15 protein-coding genes and 1 CRISPR repeat array (1 of these 16 cut by a window edge) are annotated in these 19,006 nt (G+C 62.4%); of the genes, 9 read left to right on the forward strand and 6 right to left on the reverse strand.

The genetic code is table 11. From position 1 onward, the window contains the following. Positions 1-368: a CRISPR direct-repeat array (repeat unit 30 nt; unit sequence GCTTCAACCCTACAAAGGTTCGTCTGAAAC); it begins 4,742 nt to the left of the window's first position. 328 nt (positions 369-696) lie between these two features. Beyond that, positions 697-1,995 carry a threonine ammonia-lyase gene (locus C483_RS09325; protein WP_006653107.1) on the reverse strand — a complete coding sequence of 433 codons (1,299 nt, stop codon included), beginning with the start codon at positions 1,993-1,995 and terminating at the stop codon, positions 697-699. Beyond that, positions 1,992-3,314: an amidohydrolase gene (locus tag C483_RS09330; protein ID WP_006653108.1), complete on the reverse strand. Its 1,323-nt coding sequence runs from the start codon at positions 3,312-3,314 to the stop codon at positions 1,992-1,994. The genes C483_RS09325 and C483_RS09330 overlap by 4 nt, the downstream gene beginning before the upstream one ends. A 151-nt stretch (positions 3,315-3,465) precedes the next feature. Between C483_RS09330 and C483_RS09335 the strand changes: the two genes are divergently transcribed. The 4 genes from C483_RS09335 to C483_RS09350 all read left to right on the forward strand — a co-directional run bounded on the left by C483_RS09335 (position 3,466) and on the right by C483_RS09350 (position 8,689). Further along, positions 3,466-4,437 (forward strand): NAD(P)-dependent oxidoreductase, encoded by a 972-nt coding sequence (locus C483_RS09335; RefSeq protein WP_006653109.1) that lies wholly within the window; start codon positions 3,466-3,468, stop codon positions 4,435-4,437. A gap of 6 nt (positions 4,438-4,443) precedes the next feature. Further along, complete coding sequence (locus C483_RS09340; protein ID WP_006653110.1) at positions 4,444-7,662, forward strand: FAD-binding and (Fe-S)-binding domain-containing protein; 3,219 nt, start codon at positions 4,444-4,446, stop codon at positions 7,660-7,662. A gap of 230 nt (positions 7,663-7,892) precedes the next feature. Then, a complete protein-coding gene (locus C483_RS09345; RefSeq protein ID WP_241431499.1) occupies positions 7,893-8,336 on the forward strand; it encodes a TrmB family transcriptional regulator in 444 nt (147 codons plus the stop codon). Continuing rightward, on the forward strand, positions 8,333-8,689 hold the full coding sequence (locus tag C483_RS09350; RefSeq protein ID WP_006653112.1) for a type II toxin-antitoxin system PemK/MazF family toxin: 357 nt from the start codon (positions 8,333-8,335) through the stop codon (positions 8,687-8,689). The genes C483_RS09345 and C483_RS09350 overlap by 4 nt, the downstream gene beginning before the upstream one ends. 28 nt (positions 8,690-8,717) lie before the next feature. Here C483_RS09350 and gdhB read toward each other — a convergent pair whose 3' ends face one another. The 4 genes from gdhB to C483_RS09370 form a co-directional block, all read right to left on the reverse strand. Continuing rightward, positions 8,718-10,016 (reverse strand): glutamate dehydrogenase GdhB, encoded by a 1,299-nt coding sequence (gene gdhB, locus C483_RS09355; protein ID WP_006653113.1) that lies wholly within the window; start codon positions 10,014-10,016, stop codon positions 8,718-8,720. A 6-nt stretch (positions 10,017-10,022) separates the two neighbouring features. Beyond that, positions 10,023-11,201: a M24 family metallopeptidase gene (locus C483_RS09360; RefSeq protein WP_006653114.1), complete on the reverse strand. Its 1,179-nt coding sequence runs from the start codon at positions 11,199-11,201 to the stop codon at positions 10,023-10,025. 128 nt (positions 11,202-11,329) lie between these two features. Further along, positions 11,330-13,900, reverse strand: a complete 2,571-nt coding sequence (locus tag C483_RS09365) for a heavy metal translocating P-type ATPase (protein ID WP_006653115.1) — start codon at positions 13,898-13,900, stop codon at positions 11,330-11,332. Between the two features lie 234 nt (positions 13,901-14,134). Continuing rightward, positions 14,135-14,359, reverse strand: coding sequence for a hypothetical protein (locus C483_RS09370; RefSeq protein ID WP_049912530.1), 225 nt, complete (start codon positions 14,357-14,359; stop codon positions 14,135-14,137). 101 nt (positions 14,360-14,460) lie between these two features. Between C483_RS09370 and C483_RS09375 the strand changes: the two genes are divergently transcribed. From C483_RS09375 to C483_RS09395, 5 genes are all read left to right on the forward strand, one after another. Further along, positions 14,461-14,688, forward strand: a complete 228-nt coding sequence (locus tag C483_RS09375; RefSeq protein WP_006653117.1) for a hypothetical protein — start codon at positions 14,461-14,463, stop codon at positions 14,686-14,688. Continuing rightward, a complete protein-coding gene (locus C483_RS09380) occupies positions 14,685-15,599 on the forward strand; it encodes a cytochrome c oxidase subunit II (RefSeq protein WP_006653118.1) in 915 nt (304 codons plus the stop codon). Before C483_RS09375 ends, C483_RS09380 begins: the two co-directional genes overlap by 4 nt. Beyond that, positions 15,596-17,371: a b(o/a)3-type cytochrome-c oxidase subunit 1 gene (locus C483_RS09385; RefSeq protein WP_006653119.1), complete on the forward strand. Its 1,776-nt coding sequence runs from the start codon at positions 15,596-15,598 to the stop codon at positions 17,369-17,371. The genes C483_RS09380 and C483_RS09385 overlap by 4 nt, the downstream gene beginning before the upstream one ends. Beyond that, positions 17,371-17,568: a hypothetical protein gene (locus tag C483_RS09390; protein ID WP_006653120.1), complete on the forward strand. Its 198-nt coding sequence runs from the start codon at positions 17,371-17,373 to the stop codon at positions 17,566-17,568. The genes C483_RS09385 and C483_RS09390 overlap by 1 nt, the downstream gene beginning before the upstream one ends. Positions 17,569-17,728: 160 nt before the next feature. Next, positions 17,729-18,892: a M20 family metallopeptidase gene (locus C483_RS09395; RefSeq protein WP_006653121.1), complete on the forward strand. Its 1,164-nt coding sequence runs from the start codon at positions 17,729-17,731 to the stop codon at positions 18,890-18,892. The last annotated feature ends 114 nt before the right edge of the window (positions 18,893-19,006 follow it).

The raw sequence follows: 19,006 nt of genomic DNA on the forward strand, positions 1-19,006 counted from the left end.
TCGTCTCCCGGCTTCAACCCTACAAAGGTTCGTCTGAAACGAGTTCCACCTGAGAGTTGGTTGGATGCAACACTGAGCTTCAACCCTACAAAGGTTCGTCTGAAACACATCCCGGATCTGGTCGACGACGACTTCGATGTCGCTTCAACCCTACAAAGGTTCGTCTGAAACTGCTGTTCCTGGGGCACGTCGCCCGATTCTGCGGACGCTTCAACCCTACAAAGGTTCGTCTGAAACAGTCTATTCGAGGTCGATCGCGAACACGATTGCGAGGCTTCAACCCTACAAAGGTTCGTCTGAAACACCGGCGTGCCGTCGTCTAACTCGCCGGCGACGAGGCTTCAACCCTACAAAGGTTCGTCTGAAACCATGCCGGAAATCCGGCTATGAGTCACTCATTCGACCGTTCACACAAAGTAATTTCCATCGACCCCTAATACACGTGTTCCCCCCAGGGGTCGATGGAAAACCACACCACGAATGGTGCCCGTAGGCGAGTTCCCACATCGTACAGACAGACTGAGACGATAAGAGGAACGAGACCAGGAGGATCAAAGAGCAACCCACAACAAAGAGTCAAGTCAGACAGTCTAATTGAGGCGACGCCGGCGGACAAGTCCCAATAGTCAACCGTCAAACGACCGTTCGAGCGCGCAAAGTGAAACCAAAAGCACACCTGAACGGGAGAGAGACCAATCACTCTTCCGGCAACGAAGAAAGTACATCGACGGTGTCGAGTTCCGCAATCGCATCAAGCACACCCGCAAGATGATCCGGCCCGCTGCCCTCGAGTCCGACCGTCACGGGAACGCGGTTCGGGTGGTCCACTGTATCCGTTCCGAGTCCCGACCCGCGGCGGGCACGCTCGAGTACGTCCAGTTCTGCACCCTCGGTTTCGACGGTTTCGACCACGTCGCTGACCGCAGTCGGCCAACCGTCGACGGCCAGTCTCGCTTCGGCGTAGCGACCCAGTTCGTGCAGGCCGGTGCGAGTGAGTTCGGCGTGGTCGGTGAGGTTGACGTTCCCGCCAGAAATCACGACGGCGACGTGCTCGTCTGTCACGTCGAGTGCATCCGAAAGCGCAGCCGCGAGCGGGGCAGCACCGGCCCCCTCGACGACAGTCTTTGCACGCTCGGCTAGCAACGTGACGGCGGTCGCGATGTCACGGTCGCTGACGCTCACCACGTCGTCGACCACTTCGCGAACGTTCGCCGCTGTCGTCTCGAGTAGCCTGGTATCTGCGATCCCCTCCGCGACGGTGTCGACATCCGCCAGTTCGTAGATAGACTCGCCCTGGGCGGACTCGAGTGTCGGTTTCGCGTGAGCGGCCCCCTCGGGCTGGACGCCGATCACTCGCGTCGCCGGGTCGTGGGCCTTCAGCACTGTTCCGATACCGGAGATCAGCCCACCGCCACCGATTGCGACGAAGACGGTGTCGAGGTCGGGGTACTGCTCGCGGAGTTCGAGGCCGATCGTTCCCTGACCGGCGATGATGTCCTCGTCGTCGAAGGGGTGGACGAACGTTTCGCCGGTTTCGTCGGCGCGCTCGCGTGCGAACTCGTACGATCGTTCGTAGATGTCGCCCTCGACGACGAGCTCGGCACCGTAGCCGCGGGTGGCCTCGATTTTCGCGGCGGGAGTGACCGCGGGAACGACGATCGTCGTGTCGATGTCGAGTAGCTGTCCCGCTAGCGCGACGCCCTGGGCGTGGTTGCCCGCGCTGGCGGAGATGACGCCCGCATCTCGTTCGTCGGCCGAGAGCTGAGCCATCTTGTTGTACGCCCCGCGGATCTTGAACGAGCCCGTCCGCTGGACGTTCTCGAGTTTGAGCCCGACCGACGCCGCGCCGCTCAGATCGGCGAACGTGCGCGACGTGTCGAGCGGCGTTCGGTGGACGACGTCGTCGATTCGCTTGCGAGCGTCCTCGACATCGGTGCACGTGACGAGATCGATACTGTCGGTATCGCTGCTGTCGGTCTCGGTGTCGTCAGTCATGCACCTCCCTCCGCGTTAACGGAATCCGTGTTCACGTGCGGAACCGGATGCTGGCGTTCGAGTTCGAGAATCGTCTCGGTGAGCACGTCGACACCGTGTTCGAGGCTCGCCTCGTCCACGTCGAACGTCGGCGTGTGGTGGCTGTCGGGATGGTCGGTTCCGACGATGAGGTAGGTCGCGAGCCCACCGTCACGCTGGACGCGATTCATCAGGAACGTCGCGTCCTCGCTCGCACCGAAATCAGCGGCGGGGAGCACGTGCTCAGTGCCGGGAACGTCTGCTGCAATCTCGCTGACGAGCGCCTGCAGTTCTGGATCGCTGTCCGCTCGCGGCGACTCGCTGACGACGTCGACCTCGGCCTCACAGCCGTGCATCGTCGCGGCCGAGTTGATGGTTCGCGCGAGCCGATCCTTCATGTATTCCATCAGGTCGGTCGTCTCGCCACGCGCCTCGGCCTCCATGTGTGCCCGTTCGGCGATGACGTTGCTCGCCGTGCCCGACTCCGCGCGGCCGATGTTTACCCGCGTCATCCCGTCGCTATGCCGGGGAATCCCGTAGGTGTTCTCGATCGCCGTCCCCATTGCGTGCATGGCGTTCGCCCCTTCGTTCGGCGCCTTCCCTGCGTGGGCGGAGGTCCCCCGAATCGTCGCGTCGACGTGGCACATCGCCAGCGGCTTCTCAATGCCGGCAACGACCTCGCCAGTTGGATGATCGAGCCCGACGTGGACGGCAAGGAGGTAGTCCAGATCTGCCGCGAACTCGCTTTTGGCCATCGGACAACCGCCCCCACTTGTCTCCTCTGCGGGCTGGAAGAAGACGACCAGCCGTCCCGCGAAGTCGCTCTCTTTGATCGCCTCGAGGACCGCCAGCCCCCACGTCATGTGCACGTCGTGGCCGCAGGCGTGCATCGTCCCCTCGACCTCCGATCGGAACCCCTCGGCGGCCGGCACGTGCCCTGTGTCGGTCGATTCCTCGATGAACAGCGCGTCGATGTCCACCCGGAGCCCGACCGCTGGGCCGTCGCCGCACTCGAGTACGGCGACGGCACCGGTGTTGCCGCCGGTCATCCGTTCGAGGAGCGCTGGGTCTGCGCCGCGTTCGCGTGCGCGGTCGACCCACGGCTCTATGTCAGTGTCCGGGACGGCCATTCGGTCGGCAGGGTCGTACGCATCGGGACCGACAGCCAGTTCGTCAACACCGATCGCGCGGAGTTCCGCGACGACGCGCGCGGTCGTGTAGAACTCGCGCCAGGCCGGCTCTGGGTGACGGTGGAGGTTCCGTCGAAGCGTCACGAGGCGGTCTCGTATCGGCTCGTTCATGCCAGAGACTGACTCACTCCACCGACTTAACTATACACAATCTATGTTAACGACGAATACACAAAAGGAATAAGAGAGACGATACCAACCATAGGGTAAGAGCGAGACGGGAGACCGACACCTCCCGTGTCACACCGTACAGAAAGTTCACATGAGCACGAACCCAGATATCGTCGTTCTCCGAGAGGGAACGGAAGGCCTGTCGATGGAATCGTACGCCGAAACCCTGCGTGAGCGACTGCCCGACTACAGTGTTGCGCTCGCACGGACGCCACAGGAAGAGCGCGAACTCGTCCCGCAGGCACAGATCGTGACCGGAATCACGATCGAGGAAGATCTTCTCGAGCGGGCCGAACGGCTCGAGCTGTTCGCCTGTACGTTCGCCGGAACGGACCACGTACCGATGGACGCGCTGGCCGAGCACGGCATCGCCGTGACGAACGCGGGCGGCATCCACGCCCCCGGCATCGCAGAGCAGTCGATCGCCAACATGCTCGTCTTCGCGCGGAACCTCCACGAGGGCTGGCGGCGAAAGCAACACAACGAGTGGCGCCACTTCCAATCGCACGAGTTCACCGACAGCACCGTCACGGTCGTCGGTCTCGGGTCGATCGGCCAGGAAATCGTCACACGACTCGAGGGATTCGGCGTCGAGACGATCGGCATTCGCTACACGCCATCGAAGGGCGGTCCGACCGACGAAGTCCTCGGCTTCGACGAGGCGGATATCCACGATGCGTTCGCCCGCAGCGACTACGTCGTGCTCGCCTGCCCGCTGAACGACCTGACCCGCGGTCTCGTCGGCGCGGACGAACTCGCGACGCTCCCCCCAAATGCGGTCGTCGTCAACGCCGCCCGCGGCGGGATCATCGACACCGACGCACTCGTCGGCGCACTGCAGTCGAACGCGATTCGCGGCGCTGCCCTCGACGTCACCGAGCCGGAGCCGCTGCCGAACGATCACGAGCTCTGGGATCTCGAGAACTGTCTCATCACGCCCCACACGGGCGGCCACACGCCGAAACACTGGGACAGGTTGGCCGACATCGTCGCGCACAACGTACACGCACTCGAGGAGAACGGTGGCCTCCAGAACGTCGTCCTCCATTCGGAGTCGAGCTAACTAGCGATGGCGACCGACGATACGCAGTCGACGACCGACCACAGCCCGCAGACGTCGACGCCGAACGAGCGACGGCTCGGGAGAGGCAGTGGCGGGAAGAGAGCGGGGGGAAACCGGAAGCAGACAACAGCATCCGATCCCGCAGCGGACGACCGCACCGCGTACAACTACGTTGGTGGAGACATCGATCAACCAGCACTCGTCGCCGCGCTACAGACTCGTATCGAGGGAGAGGTCCGCTTCGACGAGTACACGCGACAGCTGTACGCGACCGATGCCAGCGCCTACGAGGTCGTCCCGGTCGGCGTCGTCCTTCCGCGGACGACGGCTGACGTAGCGAACGTCGTCTCTTACTGCGCCGAGCACGGGATTCCCGTCCTCCCACGCGGCGGCGGGACCAGCCTCGCAGGACAGGCGGTCAACGAGGCCGTCGTCCTCGATTTCACGGCCCACATGGGCGAAGTGCTCTCCGTCTCACCAGGCAAGCAGCGGGCAACCGTTCAGGCAGGGACCGTCCTCGCAGATCTCAACGACGAGCTCGATCCCCACGGGCTGAAGTTTGCACCGGATCCGGCAGCTGGTAATCGGAGTACGATCGGCGGTGCAATCGGCAACAACTCTACCGGCGCACACTCGCTCCAGTACGGCAAGACGGACGCCTACGTGGAGTCGTGCGAGGTTGTCCTCGCCGACGGCACGGTAGAGCGCTTCGGTGAGGTGACGGTAAGCGAACTGCGCGAACAGGCCGACCCCGACGGCACCCTGCTCGAGCAAATCCACGAGGCACTGCGGCGAGTCATCGACGAGGAGGCCGACGCGATTCAGGACGTCTTTCCACAACTGAAGCGCAACGTCTCAGGATACAACCTCGATCGGCTGGTCGCGGAAGCCTACGGGAAGCCGAACGCGTTCGACGAATCCACCGGCGACGGCCTCGAGATCGACGCTGACGCCGAACCAGATCCGGACGCCGTGGTCAACCTCGCGCGCGTGTTCGCCGGCAGCGAGGGGACGCTCGGCATCGTGACGGAAGCCGCCGTCTCGCTCGAACCTGTTCCCGAGACGACCGCCGTGGCGTTGCTAACGTACCGCAACCTGCTCGACGCAATGGCCGACGTCGACACGATCGTCAAGCACCACGATCCGGCCGCAATAGAAGCCATCGACGACGTCCTGATCGACCTCGCCGAGCAAACCGAGGAGTTCGCACCGGTCGCCGAGCGACTTCCCGCCGGAACGGAGACGGCGCTGCTCGTCGAGTTCTACGCCGAAAGCGACGACGACGGTCGCGAACAGGTCGGCGATCTGCTCGCTGATCGGCTGCCGGACGAGACGGTACCGGATCCCACCGGCGACGACGGCGAGACAGTATCCTCAGACCCCGTCCGCGCGTTCGACGTCCTCGAAGCTCACGACCCCGAGGGAATCGCCGAACTCTGGAAGCTCCGCAAGAGCGCCGCCCCGATCCTCCTCTCGCGAACCTCGGATGCAAAGCACATCTCGTTCATCGAGGACACCGCCGTCCCGACCGAGAACCTCGCGGACTACGTGGCCGACTTTCAGGAGGTACTCGAGTCCCACGACACGTTCGCGAGTTTCTACGCGCACGCGGGACCGGGCTGTATGCACATGCGCCCGCTGGTCGATACGAAATCCGAAGCCGGGCTCGCGGAGTTCGAAGCAATCTCGGACGCCGTCACTGACCTCGTCGTCGAGTACGGCGGTAGCGTCTCCGGCGAGCACGGCGACGGACGGGCACGAACGCAGTGGAACCACAAGCTCTACGGCGACGACGTCTGGAAGTGCTTCCGAGAACTCAAGACCGCGTTCGACCCGGATTGGCTCCTGAACCCCGGAAACGTCTGTGGCGACCACAGCATGACCGAGCACCTGCGCTTCGACCCGGAGTACGACTTCGAGGCCGGCTTCGACCCCGCGCTGGAGTGGGACAACGAGAACGGCTTCCAGGGCATGGTCGAACTCTGTCACGGCTGTGGCGGCTGTCGCGGCGACCAGGAGACGACCGGTGGCGTGATGTGCCCGACCTACCGCGCTGCCGAAGAAGAGAGCCTCACGACCCGCGGACGGGCAAACATGCTCCGGGCCGCGATGAGCGGCGACATCGAGACGGACGCAACTGACGAGGAGTTCCTGGCAGAAATCATGGACCTCTGCATCGGCTGTAAGGGCTGTGCCCGGGACTGCCCCAGCGAGGTCGATATGGCGAAGCTCAAAGCCGAAGTCGAGCACGCGGCCCACCAGCGCCACGGCGCGAGCCTGCGCGACCGCCTATTCGCGAACGTCGATCGACTCAACGCCGTCGGCTCGCTGTTCGCGCCGCTGTCAAACTGGGCGACGGCCCTTCCCGGCTCCGGCTTCCTCGCGGAGAAGACGGTCGGCATCGCCCGCGAACGCGACCTGCCGACGTTCGCGAGCCAGAGCTTCGACGACTGGTTCGAAACGCGCGGCCCACGCATTTCGCGTGCCGACGCGGACCGCACGGTCCTGCTCGTTCCCGACGCGTACACCAACTACAACCACCCGCGAGCCGGGAAGGCAGCCGTGCAAGTCCTCGAGACCGCCGGCGTCCACGTCCAGGTTCCCGACGACATCACGTCGACCGGACGACCAGCCCACTCGAAGGGCTTCCTCGACATCTCCCGCGAGCGAGCGCGGACCAACGTCGACGCGCTCGCACCCGCCGTCGAAGACGACTGGGAGGTCGTCCTCGTCGAACCCTCCGACGCAGTCATGCTCCAGTCGGACTATCTGGACCTCCTCTCGGGGCCCGATGTGGAGCTGGTCGCATCGAATACGTACGGGGTACTCGAGTACCTCGACCGGTTCGACCTCGCAGACGACTTGCCGACGGGCGAGGCCGGCGAACCCGGCGAGGCGCTGACCTACCACGGCCACTGTCACCAGAAGGCGACGAAGAAGGACGGCCACGCAGTGGCGGTACTCGAGTCGGTCGGCTACGAAGTCGACGCGCTCGATTCGGGCTGTTGCGGGATGGCAGGCTCGTTCGGCTACGAGGCCGAACACTACTCGCTGAGCCGGCGGATCGGCGAGATTCTGGTCGACCAGGTGACCGCCAGCGACGGCGAGCGCGTCGTCGCGCCGGGAGCGTCATGTCAGTCTCAGCTTGCGAGTTACGACGGCTGTGACGAGCCAGTGCATCCGATCGAGACGGTATCGGATGCGCTCGTCGGTAGCACACGGTAGCGGTGTCTTGAGACGGATACTTGTTTTCGAGCGGAGAGCGGGTAGTGGGGACGGTATCTGGTGAGCTGGACAGCAGCGCAAATGTATAACTGATCGTGAATATTCGAATACAGAGGTGGGAGAATACGCAGGTACAGAATACGAAGGTACAGAATACACAGTATGCAATCAGAGAGTACATAATACACTTATAAGCCTCGAACTCGATGTGCGAGGTAGGGGAAAATACCGTGCCCATCAGTATCGACGAGTTCGACCACCACGAATCGCCGGATCGACGCGAAACGAATGCGCAGCGAGTTCTCCGATTTCTCATTGAAAACCGTAACAAGGCGTTCAGAGCGGCTGAAATCGCTGAAGAGACCGATGTCAATGTAAACTCAATTCAGCCAGTTCTCAATCGGCTCCGATCACGGGAACTCGTTCGGCACAAGGAGCCCTACTGGGCGATCGGCGATATAGAGCGTATACAGGAGGCAGCCGTCTTTCACTCGACGGCGGAATTTCTCGACGAGGAATTGGGCTCCGAAAGTCGGGAAGCATGGCTTGCGGCCGCGGAGGAATCTGCGAACGACGGTAGCGGAAGGGCAAGCGAGAGTACAAACGCAGACACAAGCGCAAGCACAACCGAAACCGAGGGCACCGACACGAGCGCAGACGAGGACGACAAGTGACTGAATCAGAGCCCGCGTTCGACGACCTCGAGCGAGGGCACATCGTTCTCGCACCGGATCCGTTCAAATCGGACACGGACATCACAAGACCATGGGTCGTCGTCAACAACGAGCATCATCCGTTCGACGCACAACAGTACGTCGTCATGGGATTGACGACACAGACATGGTACGACGCACGAGTGCCACTGAACGACGACGATTACAGCCACCGACAGGCACCACGTGACAGTTCGATTGTTCCGCACGCAGTTGCCTCGCTGCAGCCACAGTTGATTACGGACTATGTGTGTCGTGTCCGAGACGAGCCACTCGATCTCGCCGTCGAAATGCTGCTCGCATATCTCCGATAATCGCGCAAAAACAGCGTTTTCGAGAACGTTACGGCCAGAGACCCCGCTTCGACTTCGCCTCTGCAATCCGTGAGAGTGCAACGACGTAGGCCGCGTCGCGCCAGCTCAGATCCTTCGCCTCGACTTCGGACTGGACGTCTTCCCAGGCGTCGAGCATCTTCTTCTCGAGTTCCTCGTTCACTTCCTCGAGGCTCCACTTGCGGCGGTTGATGTCCTGAAGCCACTCGAAGTAGGAGACGGTGACGCCGCCCGCGTTCGCGAGGAAGTCGGGGATGACCGGAACGTCTCGTTCCTCGAGGATCGAGTCGGCGGCGAACGTCGTCGGGCCGTTCGCACCCTCGACGACGATATCAGCCTCGATGTCGCCGGCGTTGTCGGCGGTGATGACGTTTCCGACTGCGGCAGGGATGAGCACGTCCACGTCGAGTTCGAGGATCTCCTCGTTGGTGAGCGTCTCCGGGGCGTCCTGCTCGAGGACCGCCTCGGGCTCTTCTTCGTGGGTCGGAATCGAGTCGATGTCGAGTCCGTCAGGGTCGTAGATCGCCCCGTTGACGTCGCTGACGGCGACGACGCTCGCGCCCCACTCGTCGAGGAGGCGGGCGGCGTTCGCGCCGACGCTACCGAAGCCCTGCACGGCGACGGTGGTGTTCTTGAGGTCGCGATCGTAGTAGTCGACGGCCTCGCGGGTGGCGATCGCCGTCGAGCGGCCGGGTGCCTCTTGACGGCCGTAGGAGCCACCGATGACCGGCGGCTTGCCGGTGACGACGCCAGGAATCGTCTCGCCCTGTTGCATCGAGTAGGCGTCCATGAACCAGGCCATCGTCTGGGCGTCCGTCCCCATGTCAGGGGCCGGAACGTCCGTCGTCGGACCGATCACGTAGCGCAGTTCCTCCGCGAAGCGGCGGGTGAGCCGTTCGGTCTCTGCCTCGCTGAGTTCCTTCGGGTTGACGGAGATGCCGCCCTTTCCGCCGCCGAACGGGAGGTCCATCACGGCGCACTTCCAGGTCATCCACATCGAGAGGCCGACACACTCGTCGGCGTTTACTTCCGGGTGGAATCGCAGGCCGCCCTTGTACGGCCCGCGAACGTCGTCGTGCTGGGCGCGATAACCCGTGAACACGTCGACGCTGCCGTCGTCGCGCTCGAGTGGCACCGAAACCTGCTCGACGCGAGTCGGGTGTTTCAGTCGTTCGACGACGCCGTCGTCGACGTCGACGTGTGCTGCGGCGCGCTCGAGTTGCCGGCGTGCCGTGACGAGTGCCGAGTCGAGTTCCTCCCCCGAGCCCGACTCCGAGTCTGCGTCCTGATCTGGTGGTATCGTAGTCATCGGTCGTTATGCGGTGAACAGTTTCCGCGGGAAGTCCGCAAGTGTTTCGACTCCGTTGTTCGTCACCCGGAACGTCTCGCTTGTCTCCATCCCCATGTCTTCCGTCCAGATCCCGGGGATCATGTGGAACGTCATGTTCTCCTCGAGTGCCGTCTCGTCGCCGGGGCGGATACTCGCGGTGTGTTCGCCCCAGTCCGGCGGGTAGCCAAGCCCCACCGAGTAACCGATGCGATCCTCCTTCTCGATGTCGTACTTCGCAATCGTCTCCCGCCAGGCTTTCTCGACTTCCTCGCAGGTGACGCCCGGTTCAGCGACATCGAGAGCGGCCTGAATGCCTTCGTTGACGATCGTCGCAGTGCGCTCGAGTTCGGCCGGTGGATCCCCGACGAACGTCGTCCGTGCGAGCGGCGAGTGATAGCGGTGCCGACAGCCCGAGAGTTCGATGATGACCGGATCACCCTCTTCGAACGGCCGATCGGTCCAGGTCAGATGTGGCGTTCCCGTATGATCACCAGACGGCATCAGCGGGACGATAGATGGGTAGTCGCCGCCAAATTCGTCAGTTCCCGAAATTAGCGCGTCGTAAATCGCCGCTGCAGCCTCGTACTCGGGCACACCCGCCTCGATTGCATCGAGGCCGGCCTGCATCGCGGTTTCAGAAATTTCGGCTGCTTCACGCATGTACTCGAGTTCCTGGTCGGATTTCTTGACCCGGACCCAGCCGACGAGGAGGGTCGTGTCCTCGAAGGTAGCGTCGGGGAGGTTCTGCTGGAGGCGCGTGTAGGATTTCGCGGTGAAGTAGGCGGCGTCCATCTCGAGGCCGATGCGGCCCTCGGAAACGTCGAGTTCCTCGAGAACGCCTGCGACGTAGTCCATCGGATGGAGGTCGTACGGCGAGTGGACGTGGTCGTCGCTGTAGGCGCGGATGCTCTCTTCGGAGAGAGCGGTCGTTGCTCGGGCACCGTCGGCGTCCATCTGACGGCCGACCCAGACGGGTTCGTCGCGGTCGGTCGTGACGACGACGGCCTGGTGGACGTAGAACGACCAGCCGTCGTAGCCGGTGAGATAGTTCATGTTGGCCGGATCAGTGACGACGATGGCGTCGAGGTTTTCCTCGCGCAATCGCGTTTTCGTCCGGTCGAGCCGGCGGTCGTATTCGGCGTCGTCGAAGATATCTCGGGACATGGTACCAAACCCTACGAGGAGTGACGACCGCCCGGACGTAAAAACTTTCGTGTATGGTGGATACGGATACTGTTTATAGTATGGCGCTCAGGGCTGTCCTGATGTGTTCACTCTGAGAAGAAGAGCGTTCAGAGCGAGCGCGCCGAGTTGATCACGACGAGCGCGCTACTGGCAGCCATCGCCAGCGCAGCAAAGAGTGGGTTCAACAGCCCCGTCACAGCGAGTGGAATAGCAATCGCGTTGTAGACGAACGCCCAGCCGAGGTTCTGTCGGATCCGGCTGTGTGTCCCCGCAGCCAGATCGAACGTTTCGGGAACGGCGGAGAGGTCGTTGCTGACGATCACCGCATCCGCCGCGTCAGTCGCAATCTTCGTCGCACTCCCCATCGCAATGCCGATGTCTGCAGCCGCGAGCGCCGGTGCGTCGTTGCTCCCGTCGCCGACCATCGCAACCGTTCCTCGCGATTGGAGGCGGCGAATCGTCTCGGCCTTGGCCGCCGGCGGCACGCCGGCGAACACCTCGTCGACGCCGGCGACCTCGCGGAACCGATCAGCCGCACCGCCGTCGTCCCCGGTCAGAACGATGACCTCACGACCGTCGGCCAGCGAGTTGACTGCCGCTCGCCACTCCTCACGCGGCGCGTCGCCGACGACGAGCACCCCCTGGACGCGACCGTCCCAGCCGACTGCGACCGGAACGTCACCGGCTGTCCGGGCCTCCTCGGCACTCTCCTCGAGACGCGAGGAAAGTTCGTGGCCGCGATCGCGAAGGTAGTCGGGGTGGCCAACAGTAACGCGCTCACCGTCGACAAGCCCGCTCACACCCCGTTGGTCGCGCTCGAACTCCGCAACCGTCGCTCTCGCGTGGTCGGCCGAGTCCGCCCCTGGCGCGTCCGAGACGATGGCTTCCGCGATGGGATGTTCGGAGAGTGCTTCGACCGCAGCCGCCCGACGGTGGAGTGTACTCGAGTCCACCTCGGCTGTCGTGTGCACCGACGCGACCGTCATCGAACCGGTGGTGAGCGTGCCGGTCTTGTCGAGGACGACGATGTCAACGTCCGGTGCGTCCTCGAAGATTGTCTCGGCAGCGACGACGATGCCGCGTTTTGCGGCGGATTGAACGCCCGATGCGATTGCGAGCGGGGTCGCAAGCCCCAGCGCACAGGGACAGGAGACGATGACGACAGTCAGGCCGACGAGCAGCGCCGACGAGAGCGACGACCCAGTGGCGAGCAATACGCCAGTCGCACCGGCCGCCAGAACGAGTACGAGCGGGACGAAAATCGTCGCTAACTTGTCGGCGAGGCGCTGCACGCCGGGCCGGGCGCTCTGGATCGACCACAGCAGCGAGACGAGTCGATCGAGTGTACTCGTCGCGTCGGCACCGACCTCGAGGACGACCGGCGCGTCGGTAACGACTGTTCCGCCCTGTAACTCGTCGCCCGGCTCCTTCTGAACGGGAAGCGACTCACCCGTGACCAGCGACTCGTCGACGGCGGCCGTGCCCTCGTGCAACTGGCCGTCGAGCGGGACACGTTCTCCAGGACGGACCAGGAGGTGGTCACCAGGCTCGACGGACTCGAGTGGGACCGTCTCGCCGTCGACCCGACGAGCCTCGTCGACCTGCTGTTCGGTGAGATCGGAGAGCAGGCCCGCGGCGCGGCGTTTGATCCGCTCCTCGTAGTACGTGCCGGCGGTGACGGCGAGGATGACGGCGACGGTAACGTCGAAGTAGAGGTCCGTTCGACCGAGTGTCATGGCGAGGGTGCTGTAGCCGTAAGAGCCGACCGCAGCGGTCGTGACGAGCAGGTCCATGTTCGGATGGCCTGCTCTCAGACTCACGAACGCCCCTCGAAGGATCGGATAGCCAGTATAGAAGAGGACGAACGTGGTCAGTAGCCAGATGTTGACCGCGAGGTAGTAGCCGTCATAGCTGCCGAAGTCGACGACCGGGTCGTAGCCAAAGTAGGTGGGATAGAGGAAGACGGCGTACCACACCATCACCATCATCCCGAAGAGCCCGCCGCCGATGAGAAACTTCACGAGCGCCTGGTCGGCTCCGTCCTGCTCGTCGTCGGCCGTGCCGCGTTCGCGTGCGGCGTAGCCGTACCCCGAAATCAGCTCGGGGAGCTCGCTCGTCTCGACCGTCGTCGGGTCGTACGCTAGCCGGACTGTCTCGGTTGCGTAGCTGGCTTCAGCCGCGAGAATGCCGTCGTTCGATTCGGCAACCGACTCGAGGAACACCTCACACGTCGAGCAGTGCATCCCTTCAACGGCCAGGAAGGCATCGTCGGCCTCGGCCGCTGACGATGGCGATGGCGATGATGGTGACGAAGACTCCGCATCGGTCTTCTGAGCGTCACCCTGTTCGGTAGATAACCCGCCAGCGTCGGCACTGTCAGCAATCCGCTCCCGAATGGCTGCCGGGTCGATCTGTGACCCGTGTTCGTCGGTTTCGACCGCCGAGAGCGTCCGCGAAACCTCGAGACAGCCCTGACAGCAGAACCGTCCCGCGACATCGGCCGCAGTGATCGGGCTGGACGGAAGCGCCAGCGAGCAGAGCGTACAGCCGTCCGACTGCTCGTCGCCAGAAGAGTTGTCAGCGTCGGGTGGTACTCGAGTAGACGAGGGCTGAAAATCACTGTCAGCCCGCGTCGAATCCGAAATTGACGAATTGGAGTCGGTAAGTTGGTCGGTCATAGCGGCGGAGAGCGACTCATCGTTGTCTGGCTGTACTCAGGGTCCGAAGAGTGGCTGTGGATACTGCGAGTAACCGATCGAACAGTAACGACGGAGCCGGAGCGTGTAGCAGTCATCGGCAATGACAGAGCGGTTGTGTACCCGGATGCAGCTGTGTGGCCGGGATGGCGATTGGCGATGGGGTCGTACTCGGAGCGCGTCGCCAACGTGTGTTCGTCCCGTGAGACGGTCCGATTACGGTGCGGTGCCGCTCGAGTCGTGCTCATGGTCGTGATCGTGACCGTGACCGCCCTCAACGGGACTGAACGCGAGATAGAGGCACGCGAGGATGAGGACGACGTTCACGGTGGAGACGATGCCTGCCATGATGGAGCCACTGACACCGTACCACGCCAACGGGAGGAGAGCCAGCAATCCAACCGGTAACGCGACCCGCGGAGACACGTCCTCGAATTCCATGTAGTGAACTGAACAGTAGAGATACTTAATAACTACACCCCATTCCAACGAAGCGGCAAACCCCGTCTACCGCTAAGTAACACCTGTCCTAACCCGGCCGTATGAGTCAGACGGCCGAACACGAAGCGAGCAACGAAACATCGGAGCACGTCCGGGAGATCGGACACGACGAGTTCGATCCCATCGGGACGCTCACGCTGATCGGGATCTACTTCCTGATCCTGGTGTTCCTGTGGTTCTTCATGTACTTCGTCGAGTTTCTCGGGAACGATCCCACGGTCGTCAGTGGGACCCTGGTATTCCTGGCGACTGGAGAGCGATTGGCATGAACATACACACCTACGAAAAACTGTGGCTGATCGCAGCGATGGTGTTGATCGTCGGGTTCATCGCAACGATCACGTACGGCTCGGTTGGGCTGGGGATCACGATGGTCGGCGACCAGCAGGACACGGTCGAGCCGACCGAACTGGACGACGAGCGATTCAGTGACCCTCGTGTCGCACAGGTCGGCGAGAACGAGTACGAAGCCTACGTTACAGCGCAGATGTTTAGTTTCCAGCCAGATCCGATTGAGGTCCCCGAAGACAGTGAGGTGACGTTCTACGTCACGAGCCGGGACGTCATTCACAGCTTCAGTCTCGTCGGAACCAACGTCAACACGATGGTTATTCCCGGCGAGGTAGCCGAAATGACCGTCGAGTTCGACGAACCCCAGGACTACGGCGTCGTCTGTAACGAGTACTGCGGCCCCAATCACCACAATATGGAGGGGATGGTCCACGTCGTTCCTGAAGACGAGTTCGATCTAACGGAACTCGACGCTGAGGCACCCGACGAAGTCGAAACCGGTGACGATATCGACGTCACCGCAACGGTCGAGAACCGCCTCCTCGATCCGATCGAAACGACAGTCACGCTCGAGATCGGGAACGAAACGGTCAGCGAAGACGTGACGATCGACGGTGGAGAGACGGACGAGACGACGTTCACCGTCGACTCGGCGCAGTTAGGCGAGGGCGACCACGAGTGGACGGTGACGGTCGACGAGCACACTGACAGCTGGACCGTGACCGTGGTCGACGAACTCGAGGACGGCGATGCAGATGACGATGCAGACGACGAATCCAACGAGAACACAGATGCGGGCGATGACACCGACGGTGGCGAGAACGGCACCGAAGACGAAACCGACACAGACGAGACCGAAAGCGATGCCAGCGGAGGTGACGACGAATGACGAACACCTACATTGAGTCGTTCCCGGCGGAGGCAAAGGTCGTTCGCGCAGCGTTCTACAGTTCCTTCCTCGCGCTCGCAATCGGCGGGCTGTTCGGGATCATCCAGACGCTGCACCGAACCGGCTACTACCGGTTTATGGACTCTGCGGACTACTACACGGTCCTCACCGCACACGGTGTCCTTCTGGCGATCACGTTCACGATTTTCTTCCTCGTGGGGGTGTTCACCTGGGCGACAACGACGAGTCTGGATCGACCCGTCGAGGACATCCGTTTTACCTGGGCCTGGTACGGACTCATGGTACTCGGAACGGTCCTCACCGCGATTCCGATCTTCGCCGGCTTCACGGACTCGGAGATGAGTGCGTCGGTGCTCTTTACGTTCTACGCACCACTGCAGGGCCACCCGCTGTTTTACTTCGGGCTGGTGTTGTTCGTCGTCGGAACCTGGCTCGCCGGCGTCGACTGGTTCCGTTCGTGGTGGGCCTGGAAACAAGAGCACCCGGACGAGCGGATTCCGCTGCCGACGTTTATGGTGCTGACGACGACGCTGATGTGGTACATCGCGACGCTCGGCGTCGCCGCGGCAATCTTGCTCTTCCTGTTGCCGTGGTCGCTCGGCCTCGTCGAGTCGGTAAACCCACTGCTCACCAGAACCCTGTTCTGGTTCTTCGGCCACCCGGTCGTCTACTTCTGGCTCATGCCGGCGTACATGATGTGGTACGTCCTGTTGCCGAAGATTTCGGGTGGGAAGTTGTTCAGCGACCCGCTCGCACGCGTCGTGTTCGTCCTGTTCCTGATCCTCTCGGTGCCGACCGGAATCCACCACCAGTATCTCGACCCCGGCATCGCCGAAGGCTTCAAATTCATCGCGATGACGAACACGATGTTCTTACTGCTGCCCAGTTTACTCACGGCATTTACAGTCGTCGCCAGTATGGAACACGGCGCACGCCAGCGCGGCGGCACCGGCTATCTCGGCTGGCTGAAGGCTCTTCCATGGCGTGACCCAGTCTTCGCCGGTATGGCACTTGCCGGACTGATGTTCGCCGCCGCCGGCTTCTCAGGGATGATCAACGCCGGAATGAACATCAACTACCTCGTGCACAATACCTTCTGGGTCGTCGGCCACTTCCATCTCACCGTCGGCACCGCGGTCGCGCTGACGTTTATGGCAGTCACCTACTGGTTCCTCCCGCAGGTAACCGGCAAGGCGCTGTGGAGCCGATCCGTTGCACTCGGGCAGGTCGTCCTCTGGTTCGTCGGCATGACATTCATGTCGAACGCCATGCACCGCGGCGGCCTGCTCGGCATCCCACGCCGAACCGCCGAACCCCAGTACGAGGGATTCGAGTTCGAAGCCGCCGTCGGCAGCGTCGGCGAACTCGACGCCCAGATCGCACTCGGCGGTGCCCTCCTCACACTCTCGCTCGTGTTGTTCTTCGCCAACGTCGTCGGAACCGCCCTGAACAGCCGCAGCGATGATCTCCCCGCGAACGAGTACGCCGACACGCTCTCGGGACCATCGGATGCCCCACTGGTCCTCGACAACCTGAAACTCTGGACGGCGATCGCCATCGTTCTCGTGATCTTCGCCTACAGCTTCCCACTGCTGTCGATCATCGAACGCGGCGGCCTGTTCGGCCCCGAACTCACCGAACTCCCCGTGAGCATCGGACTCGGACTCGAGTACCTGTGGGTCACCACCGTCTCGACGGTGACGGCCGCTGGTGAGACTGCCATCACGATCATTGCGGGGGTGAGTTCGTAGTGCGGATCTCGAAGGGCGCGTTGCTCATCGTCATCGCGTTCATCGCGCCACTCATCGTCGAACTTCGGACAGTGCTGGCGTGGGTCAACGTCGAGCTCACCCTACTCGAGTCCGCCGTCCTCGGCATCGGACTGATTGGGGTGATTCTCGTCTGGGCACTGTGGCCCCAAGAGGGGACGTCCGAATCGGCGGGGTAGCAGATCAGCTGAAGCGGTAATGCACAGAAACCACCACTATTCCGGATAGAATCCTCGAGTAGAACGGAGGAGGAACCACAATCCGATATTTCGAGATGATTGTCGGAGTGTGTTCACCAGTACCAAAAACATTTTATTTGTTAATGGTATTTGGCAACTCATGTCACAACCACAGCGCGAGGCCGTCGAGTCGCTCGTCGAAGACCTCGTTGCAATTGAAACGGAGAATCCGCCGGGGAACGAGCGCGTGTGTGCAGAGTATATCGCGGACTGGTTCGCTAATCGGGAGATCGAAGCTGAACTCGTCGAAGAGCCGTATGCAGATCGGCCACAGGTCGGCGTAAAAGTCGGTGGCGGTGATCCAACACTCGTTCTCAACGGGCATATCGACGTCGTTCCAGCAGGTGACAGAAGCCAGTGGGCGACAGACCCCTACGAGCCGACCGTCGTCGACGACTCACTGTATGGTCGGGGAAGCGTCGACATGAAGACCGGCGTCGCGATCGGGATGCTCGCGACGGCACAGCTAGCAGACGAAATCGAGGCCGGTGAGCGCGACGGCTCCGTCGTGTTCCACGCAGCGATCGGTGAGGAAACCGCCGAGCCAGGAACGAAAACACTGCTCGACCGGGGTTACGCCGGGGACTACGGCGTTGTCCTCGAGCCTACATCGATGCGAACGGGAACGAGCGAGAAGGGACTCGCCTGGTACAAAGTCCGCGTAAACGGTGACCCCTCACACGCGAGTCGTCCTGATCAGGGCACGAACGCGATCCGCAACGCTCAGCCAGTACTCGAGGCCCTCGACGAATACGATGCAACCGTTCGTGAACGGGAAGACGACCTCGTCGGGCAGGCATACTCGACGGTGACGATGATCGAGGCAGGGACGAAAGAGAACGTCGTGCCCGAAGAGGCGGTGATCACGATCGATCGACGCTTCCTGCCGGCCGAGAGCATCGAAGAAATCGACGCCGAAATCGAGGACGTACTCGAGACGGTATCGGCAGCGCACGACATCGAGACGACGTGGGAACGGACGCGGACGTACGAATCGGCGTCGATCGAGACTGAGAGTCACCTCGCGGCGGTGTTTAGGAAGCACTCGAAGAAGGTCGCCGGTACGTCGACGAGCGACTGGGGAATTAGTGCCTCGACCGACGTTCGGAACTTCGTCAACGATCACGGAATAGAGGCAATCACCTGGGGACCAGGTGATCTCACACAGGCGCACACATACGACGAGCACGTGTCGCTCCCGGCTGCCGTCGATGGGTTGGAGGCGCTGCTCGGTGCTGCTCGTGAACTCCTTGAAGAGACATAGTACAGAAAGCGAGCGACGCAAGACGGACCGGGTGCGGGTACAGTTGGCCTCTCCCGCAAACGGGGTGTGAAATAAATCATCCAACTTTTCGGTTGATTTGAGAAATATATGCAC

This window comes from Natrialba hulunbeirensis JCM 10989 (assembly GCF_000337575.1).
GTDB classification, from domain to species: Archaea; Halobacteriota; Halobacteria; order Halobacteriales; family Natrialbaceae; genus Natrialba; species Natrialba hulunbeirensis.